This is a genomic window from Streptomyces sp. NPDC029956, from assembly GCF_055574655.1.
The window spans coordinates 99100-112131 of the sequence record NZ_JBVHZJ010000015.1 but is presented as its reverse complement, the minus strand read 5'-3'; the positions used below and the strand labels follow the sequence as shown (position 1 = coordinate 112131).

Annotated in this window: 10 protein-coding genes; 1 reads left to right on the top strand and 9 read right to left on the bottom strand. The window is 70.1% G+C overall.

Features of this window, described 5'->3' with window-relative positions; translation table 11 throughout:
- From mrdA to ACZ4XX_RS14925, 9 genes are all read right to left on the bottom strand, one after another.
- On the bottom strand, window positions 1-2253 hold the full coding sequence (mrdA, locus tag ACZ4XX_RS14965) for a penicillin-binding protein 2 (RefSeq protein WP_468508351.1): 2253 nt from the start codon (window positions 2251-2253) through the stop codon (window positions 1-3).
- 19 nt (window positions 2254-2272) lie between these two features.
- Window positions 2273-2941: a rod shape-determining protein MreD gene (mreD, locus tag ACZ4XX_RS14960; protein WP_468508350.1), complete on the bottom strand. Its 669-nt coding sequence runs from the start codon at window positions 2939-2941 to the stop codon at window positions 2273-2275.
- Window positions 2938-3927 (bottom strand): rod shape-determining protein MreC, encoded by a 990-nt coding sequence (mreC, locus tag ACZ4XX_RS14955; RefSeq protein WP_468508349.1) that lies wholly within the window; start codon window positions 3925-3927, stop codon window positions 2938-2940. The genes mreD and mreC overlap by 4 nt, the downstream gene beginning before the upstream one ends.
- A gap of 93 nt (window positions 3928-4020) precedes the next feature.
- Window positions 4021-5040 (bottom strand): rod shape-determining protein, encoded by a 1020-nt coding sequence (locus ACZ4XX_RS14950; protein WP_030317599.1) that lies wholly within the window; start codon window positions 5038-5040, stop codon window positions 4021-4023.
- Between the two features lie 303 nt (window positions 5041-5343).
- The gene (gene ndk, locus ACZ4XX_RS14945) at window positions 5344-5757 is read right to left on the bottom strand and encodes a nucleoside-diphosphate kinase (RefSeq protein WP_121830245.1); all 414 of its coding nucleotides are present in this window, start codon (window positions 5755-5757) and stop codon (window positions 5344-5346) included.
- Between the two features lie 66 nt (window positions 5758-5823).
- Window positions 5824-6189, bottom strand: coding sequence for a DUF4233 domain-containing protein (locus tag ACZ4XX_RS14940; protein WP_468508348.1), 366 nt, complete (start codon window positions 6187-6189; stop codon window positions 5824-5826).
- Window positions 6190-6194: 5 nt separating this feature from the next.
- Entirely contained in the window at window positions 6195-7697 is a 1503-nt protein-coding gene (gene folC, locus ACZ4XX_RS14935) for a bifunctional tetrahydrofolate synthase/dihydrofolate synthase (RefSeq protein ID WP_468508347.1), read from the bottom strand.
- 109 nt (window positions 7698-7806) lie between these two features.
- Window positions 7807-8949 (bottom strand): sensor histidine kinase, encoded by a 1143-nt coding sequence (locus ACZ4XX_RS14930; RefSeq protein ID WP_468508346.1) that lies wholly within the window; start codon window positions 8947-8949, stop codon window positions 7807-7809.
- Window positions 8950-9189: 240 nt separating this feature from the next.
- Window positions 9190-11817 (bottom strand): valine--tRNA ligase, encoded by a 2628-nt coding sequence (locus tag ACZ4XX_RS14925; RefSeq protein WP_468508345.1) that lies wholly within the window; start codon window positions 11815-11817, stop codon window positions 9190-9192.
- A 138-nt stretch (window positions 11818-11955) separates the two neighbouring features.
- On the opposite strand from ACZ4XX_RS14925, the gene ACZ4XX_RS14920 reads away from it, so the two are divergent.
- Complete coding sequence (locus tag ACZ4XX_RS14920; protein ID WP_468508344.1) at window positions 11956-12906, top strand: hypothetical protein; 951 nt, start codon at window positions 11956-11958, stop codon at window positions 12904-12906.
- Window positions 12907-13032: the final 126 nt, after the last annotated feature.

The window sequence follows — 13032 nt, the reverse complement described above, 5'->3', positions numbered from 1 at the left end:
TCAGTCCCTCCGCCAGGCGGCGGGCGGGCCCGCGAGTTCCTGCTGGTCGGGCTTGTCGGGGTCGGCCCGGTCCGGGTCGGCCGGGTCGGGCTGCTGCGTGTCGTCCGGCGTGTTCAGGGGCGCGTCGGGGTCGACCTTCCCGACCTCCGGGTCGTACGGCTTGATCTTCGGGGCGTCGATGGAGCCGTCGGCCTCGATCTTCGGGAGGGCCTTCTGCGGCTGCGGCAGCAGGGCCCGCTTGAGGTCCTGGTTGCCGGCGTCGTCGAGTCCGTAGAGGGCGTCGTAGATGTTGCGGACGGCGGGGCCGGAGGCACCGGAGCCCGTACCACCCTGGGCGATCGTCATGACGATCGCGTAGTCCTTGGTGTACGTGGCGAACCAGGAGGTCGTCTGCTTGCCGTAGACCTCGGCGGTTCCCGTCTTGGCGTGCATCGGGATCTTGTCCTGCGGCCAGCCGCCGAAACGCCAGGCGGCCGTACCGCGGGTGGCGACTCCCGCGAGGGCCTCCTCTATCAAGGACTGCGTCTTGGTGTCCATGGGGAGCCTGCCGTGCGCCTTGGGCTTGATCTCGGTGACCTTCTTGCCGTCGGGGCTGATGATCGCCTTGCCGACGGTGGGGTTCCAGAGGGTGCCGCCGTTGGCGATGGCCGCGTAGATGGTGGCCATCTGGATGGGGGTGACGAGGGTGTCGCCCTGCCCGATGGAGTAGTTGACGGAGTCACCGGCGCGCATCAGGTTGCCTTCGAGGCAGTTCTCGTACGAGAGCTGCTGGACGTACGTGCCGCCCCTCTTGCCGATGCGGCACCAGTAGTCCTTGTTGTCCGCCCAGAAGTCCTGCTTCCACTTCCGGTCGGGGACCCGGCCGGTGACCTCGTTGGGGAGGTCGATGCCGGTCTCGGCGCCGAGGCCGAACTGGTGGGCCGTCTTGTAGAACCAGTCCTTGGCGTCCTTCTTCGGCTTCATCCCGCCGTCCTTCTGCCACTGCTGGTGGGAGAGGGCGTAGTAGACGGTGTCGCAGGAGACCTCGAGGGCCTGGCCGAGGGTGATGGAGCCGTGGCCCTGGGACTCGAAGTTCTTGAAGACCTGGTTGCCGATGGAGTACGAGGAGGGGCACGGGTAGCGCCCGTTGAAGTCGTATCCGGCGTTGACGGCGGCGGTCGTCGGGATGACCTTGAAGATCGAGCCGGGGGCGGCCTGGCCCTGGATGGCCCGGTTGAGGAGCGGGAAGTTGGAGCCCTTGCCGGTGAGGGCCGCGTAGTCCTTGGCGGAGATGCCGCCGACCCAGGCGTTGGGGTCGTAGTCGGGCTGGGAGGCCATGGCGACGATGCGGCCGGTCTTGTTCTCCATGACCACGACGGCGCCGGAGTCGGCCTTGTAGTTCTCGCTGGTGTTCTTGTCGTGCACCTTGCGGGCCTCGACCATCGCGTTGTGCAGCTCCCACTCGGCGACCGCCTGCACGCGGGCGTCGATGGAGGTGACGACGTTGGAGCCGGGGACCGCGGGGTCGTTCTGGGCCTGGCCGATGACCCGGCCGAGGTTGTCGACCTCGTAGCGGGTGACGCCGGCCTTGCCGCGCAGTTCCTTGTCGTACGTGCGCTCCAGGCCGGAGCGGCCGATCTGGTCGGAGCGGAGGAACGGCGAGTCGGTGTCCTTGGCCTTCTCGATCTCGCCGTCGGTGACGGGCGAGAGGTAGCCGAGGACCTGCGAGGTGCGGGACTTGCCGGGCGCCGGGTAGCGGCGTACGGCGGTGGGTTCGGCAGTGATGCCGGGGAAGTCCTCGGCGCGTTCGCGGATCTGGAGGGCCTGCTGGGTGGTGGCCTCGTCCGTGACCGGGATCGGCTGGTAGGGCGAACCGTTCCAGCAGGGCTTCGGGGTCTTGGAGTCGCAGAGCCGGATCTTGTTGATGACGTCGTCGGGCTTCATGTCGAGGACGTCGGCGAGCCGGGTCAGGACCGTCTTGCCGCGGTCCTTCATCTTCATCATCTCGGTGCGGGACGCGGAGACCACGAGCCGGGTCTCGTTGTCCGCGAGCGGGACGCCGCGGGCGTCGAGGACGGAGCCGCGCACGGCGGGCTGCACGACCTGCTGGACGTGGTTGTTCTTCGCCTCGTCCGTGTACTCCTTGCCGTTGCGGATCTGGAGGTACCAGAGCCGGCCCCCCAGGGTCAGCAGCAGTGAGAAGACGAGGATCTGGATGACGACGAGCCGGATCTGGACCCGCGGGGTCCGCCCTGTCTCGGGGATGTTGCTCATACCGCCGGTGCCCCCTCGGTCACAGTCGCTTGACTCCCTTGATGCGTCCGGCCCGTGAGGCGCGGCTCCGGGCGGTCTTCACCCGAAGGCCGCCCCGCTGGTTGCCGATCCTCAGGCCGGTGCCGGAGGAGAGCCAGCCGGAGGCGACGTCGGCGCTGTTGCCGCCGCCCGCGTCGGCGAGCGGGTCGTTCTCCGCGCGACGTGCCAGCGCCATGATGAGCGGCACCGTGAAGGGCGCGAGGAGCAGGTCGTACACGGCCGCGGTGAAGAGCAGGAAGCCCAGGCCGACATGGCGGGCGGCGGTGTCGCCGACGAGTGCGCCCACGCCCGCGTACAGCAGGGTGGAGCCGACGGCGGCCGCGACGACGACGGCCATCGGGCCGACCGCCGAGGTCAGCCGGCCGTTCTCCGGGCGGGCCAGGCCGACGAGGTAGCCGATGACGCAGAGCACGAGGGCGTAGCGGCCTGCGGCGTGGTCGGCGGGCGGGGCCAGGTCGGCGAGGAGGCCGGCGCTGAAGCCGATGAGCGAGCCGCTGACCGGTCCGTACACCAGGGCCAGGCCGACCACGGTGAGCAGGACCAGGTCGGGGACGGCGCCGGGCAGCTGGAGCCGGGCGAGCACGGAGACCTGTACGACCAGGGCCACCACGATCAGGGTGGCGGAGAGGAGGATCCGGTTGAACTTCACGGTGTCACGTCCCCCTGGTCCTGGCCCTGCTGGTTCCGGCCCTGCTGATTCCGCTGTCCGTCGGCGGCCTGCTGTCCGTCCGGTGGCGGTGGTGTCACCGTGACCGTCACGGTCGGCGCGGGCTTGGGCTTCTGCGGCAGGACCATGTCGCGCGGGTCGGCGCGGGGGGCCTGGACGACGACGCCGACGATGTCGAGCTTGGTGAAGCCGACGTACGGGCGGACGTAGATGTTGCGGGTCAGGCCGCCGCCCGCGGGGTCGACGCGGACGACCTCGCCGACCGGGACGCCCGGTACGAAGGGCTTGTCGGCGCGCGAGCCGAAGGTGACGAGCCGGTCGCCGGGCTTCACCTTGGCCTTGCCGTTGAGGAGCTGTACGAGCAGCGGCCGGTCGCCCTGGCCGGTGGCGAAGCCGAGTTCGTCGGACTTCTCCATGCGCGTGCCGACGGTGAAGTCGGGGTCGTTGGCGAGCAGCACCGTGGAGGTCGACGGGCCGACGGTGGTGACGCGGCCGACCAGCCCGGAGCCGTTCAGCACGGTCATGTCCCGCTTGATGCCGTCGCGCGCGCCCACGTCGACGGTGACGGTCCAGGAGAAGCCCTGGGCCGCTCCTATGGCGATGACCTGCGCGCCCTTGATGCCGTACTGCCCGGCGCCGGCGGTCTTCAGGATGGAGTCGAGTTCGCGCAGCCGGTTGCGGTTGCGGTCGTCGCTGCCGAGCTCCGCCTTGAGCTCGGCGTTCTCCTTCTCCAGAGCGGCGATCCGGGTGTGCCGCTCGCCGGAGTCCCTGACCGCGCCTATGGCGTTGCCGATGGGGTCGACGGCGGCCGCCACACCGTTCTCGACCGGACCGAAGACCGCCGCTGCGGCCTGCCGGGCACCGTCGACGGGTGACTCCTGGCCGCCGCGGATGTCCACCGTGATCAGTGCGAACGCGATGGCGATCAGCAGCACCAGGAGCAGCCGGCTCTCTCGTGTGTCCCTCACGTGCGGCGGCCGTGCCTTTCCTCGTGGTTCGGTTGTTCGACTGTGCGGTCGTACGGCCGTGCGGTGGTGCTCGCGTGGGCCGTACGGGTGGTGCTAGCGGCGCGGCTGGGCGTCCAGGACCTGCTGGAGGGCCTCGAACTCCTCCACGCACTTGCCGGAGCCGAGCGCCACCGAGTCCAGCGGGTCCTCGGCGATGTGGATCGGCATTCCGGTCTCGCGGCGGAGGCGCTCGTCGAGGCCGCGGAGCAGGGCGCCGCCACCCGTGAGAACGATGCCGCGGTCCATGACGTCACCGGAGAGCTCGGGCGGGCACTTGTCGAGGGTGGTCTTCACCGCGTCGACGATGGCGTTCACCGGCTCCTCGATGGCCTTGCGGACCTCGGCGGCCGAGATGACCACGGTCTTCGGCAGACCGGAGACGAGGTCGCGACCGCGGATCTCGGTGTGCTCGTCCTTGTCGAGGTCGTACGCGGAGCCGATGGTGATCTTGATCTGCTCGGCGGTCCGCTCACCGAGGAGGAGCGAGTACTCCTTCTTGATGTGCTGGATGATCGCGTTGTCCAACTCGTCGCCGGCGACCCGGATCGACTGTGCCGTGACGATTCCGCCGAGGGAGATGACGGCGACCTCGGTGGTGCCGCCGCCGATGTCCACGACCATGTTGCCGGTGGCCTCGTGGACCGGGAGGCCCGAGCCGATGGCCGCCGCCATGGGCTCCTCGATGATGTGCACCTGGCGGGCACCTGCTTGCGTCGAGGCCTCGATGACGGCGCGGCGCTCCACTCCGGTGATACCGGAGGGCACGCAGACGACGACCCGGGGGCGGGCCAGGTAGCGGCGCTTGTGGATCTTGAGGATGAAGTAGCGGAGCATCCGCTCGGTGATCTCGAAGTCGGCGATCACGCCGTCCTTCAGGGGCCGGACGGCGACGATGTTGCCGGGGGTCCGGCCGATCATCTTCTTCGCCTCGGCGCCCACCGCGAGGATGCCGCCGGTGTTGGTGTTGATCGCGACGACGGACGGCTCGTTGAGGACGATGCCACGCCCCCTGACGTACACCAGCGTGTTGGCAGTCCCGAGGTCGATAGCCATGTCACGGCCGATGAACGACATTGAGTTCCCCTTGTTTCCCATGAGGATGCTTCGGGCCTTCCCCAGCGAGCGTTGACGGCTTCTCAGGCAGGCGAAACGGTGGCTGAAATGGGTGGCTGAAGGTGGTGCGGCGTGGAGTTTTCCATCGTAGTGCCGCCCGCCCGGATACCGCGCGGTGGTCCACCTCTGTACAGGTGACGGTAGGACGCGGCGATCCGTTCCCGGGATCGGCGTTCATATGCCTGGGGGCGACCGAATTCCTTCGGTCGCCCCACAGGCTGCTGCTGCGTTCGGCTGACGCCGAGTCAGCGACGTCGGGTCGGCTCAGACCAGACCGGGGAAGAAGATCTTCAGCTCGCGCAGGGCCGACTCCTCCGAGTCGGAGGCGTGGATCAGGTTCTCCCGGACGATGGTGCCGAAGTCGCCGCGGATCGAACCGGGCGCGGCGGCGATCGGGTCGGTCGGACCGGCCAGCTGGCGGACACCCTCGATGACCCGCTCGCCCTCGACGACGAGCGCGACGACGGGGCCGGAGGACATGAAGCCCATCAGCGGCTCGTAGAAGGGCTTGCCCTTGTGCTCGCCGTAGTGCTGCTCCAGGGTCTCCTGGTCCAGCTCGCGCAGCTCCAGGGCCGCCAGGGTCCAGCCGGCCTTGCGCTCGATACGGCCGATGATCTCGCCGACCAGGCCACGGCGGACGGCGTCGGGCTTGAGCAGGACGAGCGTGCGCTGGCTCACGGGGGAACTCCTTCGGAAAAGCGGTGTGCGGGACCTCCGAGGCTACAGGCCCCGCACGCCCCTCGATTACGCAGCGTCAGGCCCTGCCGAGGCCCCGGCGGCCTGGGCCTCGGCCCACCGTGCCTTGATGTCGTCGATCCGTCGCCCATAGTGAACAGAGGCCCACCACAGACCGGCGAAAACCGCCCCGAGGAAGAACATCGTCGGCACGACGAAGCCGCTGAGAATCAGACCGATCTGCAGGGCCCAGCCGAGCTGCACACCGCCGGGGCGGGTGACCATCCCACAGAGCAGCACCGAGACGACCATCGCGACACCGCAGACCCACCAGACGGTGGACATCGCGAGACTGTCGTCCTTCATCGCGACGAGACCGGCGAAGCCGATCACGAAGAACTCGCCGATGAGGGTCGAGGAACAGAGCGTACGCATCGGGTTCAGCCCCTTCGCAGCAGCAGCCGGGCGTCGCCGACCGTGAAGATCGAACCGGTCACGAGGACACCCGCGCCGCCGTACTCGGCCTCTTCCTCCGCGAGGGTGACGGCCGCCTCCAGGGCGTCGGGCAGCCGCGGCTCCACGACGACCCGGTCCTCGCCGAAGACCTCGACCGCGACGGCGGCGAGCTCGTCCACGTCCGTGGCCCGCGGGTTGGAGTTCGCCGTGACGACGACCTCCGCGAAGATCGGCTCGAAGGCCTCCAGGAGGCCCCTGGCGTCCTTGTCGCCGCTCGTGGAGACCACGCCGACGAGCCGCGAGAAGCCGAAGGCCTCCGCTACGCCCTCCGCCGTCGCCCGCGCGCCGTGCGGGTTGTGCGCGGCGTCCAGGATCACCGTCGGGGACGAGCGGACGATCTCCAGACGGCCGGGCGAGGCCACCTGGGCGAAGGCCTGCCGGACCGTGTCGAGGTCCAGGGTCCGCGCGTGCTCCGAGCCGATCCCGAAGAAGGCCTCGACCGCCGCCAGCGCCACCGCCGCGTTGTGCGCCTGGTAGGCGCCGTGCAGCGGCAGGAAGATGTTGTCGTACTCGCCGCCCAGGCCGCGCAGGGTGAGGAGCTGGCCGCCGACCGCGACCTCGCGGGCCACGATGCCGAACTCCATGCCCTCGCGGGCCACGGTGGCGTCCGCCTCGACGGCCTTCTTCAGCAGGACCTGCGCCGCGTCCACCGGCTGCTGGGCCAGGATCACGGTCGCGCCCTGCTTGATGATCCCGGACTTCTCGCCGGCGATCTCGGCGGTCGTCGAGCCGAGCCGGTCCGTGTGGTCCAGGTCGATGGGGGTGACGACGGCGACGGAGCCGTCGACGACGTTCGTCGCGTCCCAGGTGCCGCCCATGCCGACCTCGACGACGGCCACGTCGACCGGGGCGTCGGCGAAGGCCGCGTACGCCATTCCGGTGAGGACCTCGAAGAAGGAGAGCCGGTACTCCTCCCGGGCGTCGACCAGCTCCACGTACGGCTTGATGTCCTGGTACGTCTCGACGAACCGCTCGGCGGAGATCGGGGCGCCGTCCAGGCTGATGCGCTCGGTGATGGTCTGCACGTGCGGCGAGGTGTACCGCCCGGTGCGCAGCTCGAAGGCGCCGAGCAGGGCCTCGATCATGCGGGCCGTCGACGTCTTGCCGTTGGTGCCGGTGATGTGGATCGAGGGGTACGCGCGCTGCGGCTCGCCGAGGACGTCCATCAGGGCCGCGATCCGGGTGACCGAGGGCTCCAGCTTGGTCTCGCCCCAGCGGGTGGACAGCTCGGTCTCGACCTCGCGCAGCGCCTTGTCGAGCTCCGGGTCCTCGGGGCGGCTCGGCACCGGGTCGCCCTGGGGCCGGCCGCCCTGGGTGCGCAGGGTGCGGCTGCCGGCCTCGATCACCGCCAGGTCGGGGTCGCGCTGGGTCTCGGTGTCGACGATGTCGTCGAACTGGTCGTCGCTCTGGTCGCTCGGCTCACTCACGGGCCCAGTCTACGGACGGGTTCCGACACCACGACCGACAGGACCACGGACCCGGCCCTTTCGGGCGGCGGCGGGCGGCGGGAAAGGCGGGGACGGCGCGCCGGACGCGTCAGCGGGTGGCGAGGCCCGTAGGCAGCAGTGCCGTCACCTCGTAGCCGCCACCCTCCCGGCGGGCCTTCAGGGTGCCGCCCATGCTGGTGACCCGCTCCTCCATCGAGAAGAGCCCGGTGCCGGTCGAGACCGGGGCCGGGTCCGGCGGGGTCGTCGGCAGCGGGTTGCGGACCTCGATGCGCAGATCGGGGCCCTCCACCGTGATCACGACCGTCACGGGCAGCCCGGGGGCGTGCTTCGCGGCGTTCGTCAGGCACTCCCGCACCACCCGGTGCACGGCCGCCTGCCGCAGCGGCGAGAGGGCCTTCGCCTCCTCGGCGACCGTCAGCTCGACGGGGCTGCCCATCCGTTCGCTCTCCGCGGCGAGCTCGGCGAGCCCTTCGAGACCGGGGGTGGCCGCGTCCCGGTCGGCGCGGCGCACGATCGTCTCGTTGAGCATGAGGTGGGCGCGCCGCGCGGTGTCCGCGAGCTCCTCGAAGTCCTTCCGGTGGGCCTCGCCCCTGGCCCGCACGGCGAGGACCTCGGCCCGCACCGCGAGCACGGTCAGCTCGCGGCCGACCAGGTCGTGCACGTCCCGGCCGACGGAGATCCGCTCCTCCTGGACGGCCTGCCGGGCGGCGGCCTCGCGCCGCTGGACCTCCAGGGCGCGGACGAGGTCCTGCCGGTACGCGGCGATGCCGACGCCCGCCGCGAGGACACCGATCGGGACGACCAGGCTCAGGAAGTCGCTCAGGGTGTCGCCGTGCCGTGCGGGCCAGCCGGGTGTCAGGAAGAGGCCGTAGGCGACACCGACGTACAGCAGGGTGGCGAGGACGGCGGCGCGGCGCCCCCGGTACCGGCCGATCGAGTACAGCGCGAACTGGATCATGGTCAGCTCGTGCAGCCAGCCCATCAGGGCGAGCGCCACCAGGTACGGCACCCAGGGCAGCCGGCGCCGGAGCACCAGGGTGGCGGCCCCGGCCGCGAGGACCAGGGTGGCGGTGACGCCGGTCAGGGAGTTGTCCGCGCGGGCGAGCCCCGGCACGTCCAGGCACATGAGGCCGAAGGCGCTGAGCGCGGCGACGACGTCGAGGGCGCGGGGCGAGCCCGCCCACCGGTCCACGCATCGGCGGAGCGCGGGGACGGTGGGGAGGCGGAGCATGCCTTCCATCATCCAAGGTCTTTCGTCCCGACGACGCGGACCTGAAGTCCCGTCTGTTGTGAGATCGGGCACTTCGTCCCTATTCCTGTTTCACTCGGAACCGTGCACGACGCATCACCGGAGCAACTGTCGCTCGCCGCCGCACTGCTCGCGACAGCTCCCCCGGGAAGGCGTACCGGCGGGCGTACGCGTAGGGGCCCGGAACCGTGTCACGGTTCCGGGCCCCTACGTCATGCCGTACTAGGCCTGCGGCAGGTTCGCCAGCTGGGCCTCGATGCGGGCGATGTCCTCGTCCGCCTTGGCGAGGCGGCCGCGGATCTTGTCGACCACGTTGTCCGGGGCCTTGGCCAGGAACGCCTCGTTGCCGAGCTTTCCGTTCGCCTGGGCCTTCTCCTTCTCCGCGGCCGCGAGGTCCTTCGCGAGACGCTTGCGCTCCGCGGCCACGTCGATCGTGCCCGACAGGTCGAGCGCGACCGTGGCGCCGACGACCGGCAGGGAGGCGGTGGCGGCGAAGCCCTCGCCCTCCGGCTGGAGGCGCAGAATCTGGCGGATGGCGGCCTCGTGCGCGACGAGCGGGGTGCCGTCGACGGTGAGGCGGGCCGGCACCTTCTGGGCGTCCTGGAGGCCCTGCTCCTTGCGGAAGCGGCGGACCTCGGTGACGACCCGCTGGACGAGCTCGATCTCCTGCTCGGCGGCCTTGTCGCGGAAGCCGCTGTCCTTCGGCCAGTCGGCGATCACCAGGGACTCACCGCCGGTGAGGGTGGTCCACAGGGTGTCGGTGACGAACGGGACGATCGGGTGCAGCAGCCGCAGCATGACGTCCAGGACCTCGCCGAGGACCCGGCCGGAGACCTTGGCGCCCTCGCCGCCCGCGAAGAACGTCGTCTTCGACAGCTCGACGTACCAGGCGAAGACCTCGTCCCACGCGAAGTGGTAGAGCGACTCGCTGAGCTTGGCGAACTGGAAGTCGTCGTAGTACGCGTCGACCTGGGCGACCGTCTCGTTGAGGCGGGACAGGATCCAGCGGTCGGTCGCCGACATCTCGGAGGCGTCCGGCAGCGGGCCCTCGATCGTGGCGCCGTTCATCATCGCGAAACGGGTCGCGTTCCAGATCTTGTTGGCGAAGTTCCGGGACGCCTGGACCCAGTCCTCGCCGATCGGGACGTCCGCGCCCGGGGTGGCGCCCTTGGCCAGGGTGAAGCGGACGGCGTCGGAGCCGTACGCGTCCATCCAGTCCAGCGGGTCGACCGCGTTCGGGTTCGACTTCGACATCTTCTTGCCGAACTCGTCGCGGACGAGACCGGTGAGGGCGACGGTCTTGAACGGGACCTCGCCGTCCATCGCATACAGGCCGAACATCATCATTCGGGCGACCCAGAAGAAGATGATGTCGTGGCCGGTGAGCAGGACGTCGGTCGAGTAGAACTTCGCCAGGTCCGGGGTCTTCTCCGGCCAGCCGAGCGTGGAGAACGGCCACAGGCCGGACGAGAACCAGGTGTCCAGGACGTCGGGGTCCTGGGTCCAGCCCTCGGCCTCGGTGCCGGGCGCCTCCTCGTCCGGTCCGACGCAGACGACCTGGCCCTCGGGGCCGTACCAGATCGGGATGCGGTGGCCCCACCACAGCTGGCGCGAGATGCACCAGTCGTGCATGTTGTCGACCCAGTCGAAGTAGCGCTTGGAGAGCTCCTTCGGGTGGATCTCGACGGAGCCGTCGCGGACGGCGTCACCGGCGGCCTGCGCCAGCGGGCCGACCTTGACCCACCACTGCATCGAAAGACGCGGCTCGACGGTCGTCTTGCAGCGCGAGCAGTGCCCGACGGAGTGCATGTACGGGCGCTTCTCGGCGACGATCCGGCCCTGCTCCTTGAGTGCGCCGACGATCGCCGAGCGGGCCTCGAAGCGGTCCAGGCCGAGGAACGGGCCGTGGACGGTGATGATGCCGTGCTCGTCCATGACGGTGAGCGAGGGCAGCTCGTGGCGGCGGCCGATCTCGAAGTCGTTCGGGTCGTGCGCCGGGGTCACCTTGACGGCGCCGGTGCCGAACTCGGGGTCGACGTGCTCGTCGGCGACGACCGGGATCGTACGGTCGGTCAGCGGCAGCTTGATCTGCTTGCCGACCAGGTGCTTGTACCGCTCGTCCTCGGGGTGCACGGCGACGGCCGTGTCTCCGAGCATCGTCTCGGCGCGGGTCGTCGCGACGACCAGCGAGTCGTCGCCCTCGCCGTATCGGATGGAGACCAGCTCGCCGGCGTCCTCCTGGTACTCGACCTCGATGTCGGAGATGGCCGTCAGGCAGCGCGGGCACCAGTTGATGATGCGCTCGGCGCGGTAGATCAGACCGTCCTCGTAGAGGTCCTTGAAGATCTTCTGGACGGCCTTGGAGAGACCCTCGTCCATGGTGAAGCGCTCGCGCGACCAGTCGAGACCGGCACCGAGACGGCGCAACTGGCCGAGGATCCGGCCGCCGTACTCGCCCTTCCACTGCCAGACGCGGTCGACGAACTCGTCCCGGCCCAGGTCGTGGCGGGACTTGCCCTCCTCGGCGAGCTGCTGCTCCACCTTGTTCTGGGTGGCGATGCCGGCGTGGTCCATGCCGGGCAGCCAGAGCGTCTCGAAGCCCTGCATGCGCTTGCGGCGCGTGAGGGCGTCCATGAGCGTCACCTGGAAGGCGTGGCCCAGGTGCAGGGCGCCCGTGACGTTCGGCGGCGGGATGACGATCGTGTACGCGGGCTTCTCGCTCTTCGCGTCAGCCTCGAAGTACCCGCGCTCCACCCAGCGCTCGTACAGCGGCCCCTCTACCTCGGCCGGCGCGTACGTGGTCGGCAGTTCGGTGGTGGGCGCTGTCTGCTGCTGAGTGTTCTCGGTCACGGGGCCAGTTTAGGGGTGTCGCAGTGCTGTCCTGAAACGCTTTGGTTCGGTAACGGTGTGGCCCCCGCCGCACTGACGCCCCTGCGGTTCCGCCAGGATGTTCGGTAGGCATAAACATCCTGTGAGGGGAACCTGTCGATGAGCTACAACCAGCCGGGCCCGTACGGCCAGCAGCCGCAGCAGCCCGGGCCCTACGGCCAGCAGCCGGGACCGTACGGGCAGCAGCCGCAGCAGCCGGGACCGTACGGCGCGCAGCCCGGTTACGGCTACCCCCAGCAGGCTCCGCAGGGCGTCCCGCCGCAGCAGCCCCCCTACGGCTACCCGCAGCAGCAGCCCCAGCAGCCCGGCCCCTACGGCCAGCAGCCCCCGTACGGCGCCCCCCAGGGCCCCGGCGGCTACGTCCCCCACCCGCCGGCCCCGAAGAAGTCGAAGGCGGGCTGGATCATCGGCGCGGTCGCGGTGGTCGCGGCGATCGGCGTGGGCGCGTACTTCGTGCTCGGCGGTGGCGGCTCCTCCGTCGCGGACGACGGTCCGCACAAGCTGATCACCCCGGAGACGGTGCTCAGCGAGTACAAGAAGGCTCCCGACAAGGGTGGATCGTCCGACAAGGACACCCTGAAGGAGGCCGAGAAGAACGGCGTCAAGAACGCCCAGAAGGTCAACGCCTCCTACCAGGTGGAGAACAAGTCCAACCCCCTCGCGGGCAAGGTCCTCTCCTTCAGCGGCCTCTACGGGGAGATCGACGACCCCGAGAAGGTCATCGACACCGTCTTCGCCACCATCAAGACCGAGGCCGACAAGGACAAGGGCAAGAAGGGCGAGCCGGCCCTGGTCGGCGAGCCGAAGTCCTACGAGCCCGCCGAGCTCGACGGCGCCGTCCTCAAGTGCCAGCAGGCCAAGAGCGAGGCCGACGCCGCCTCGTCGACGCCGGCGTTCACCATGACCATCTGCGTCTGGGCGGACCACAGCACCGTGGGCTTCGTGGTTCCGCTCGACATGGCCTCCGCTCTCACGGGCACGGGTGGCGCCCCCGAGGACGCCGCCGCCCTCACCGCCAAGCTCCGCAAGGAAGTCCGCGTCAAGTCCTGATCCGGGACCCGCACACGGAGAAGGGGGGGGCCGCCGGGGGGGGGGGGGGACACTCCCCGCGCCTGCGGCGTCGGGCGAACTTTTTTGTTTGTCGTCTTTTTTTCCCATTCTCCGGAACAAAAGTTG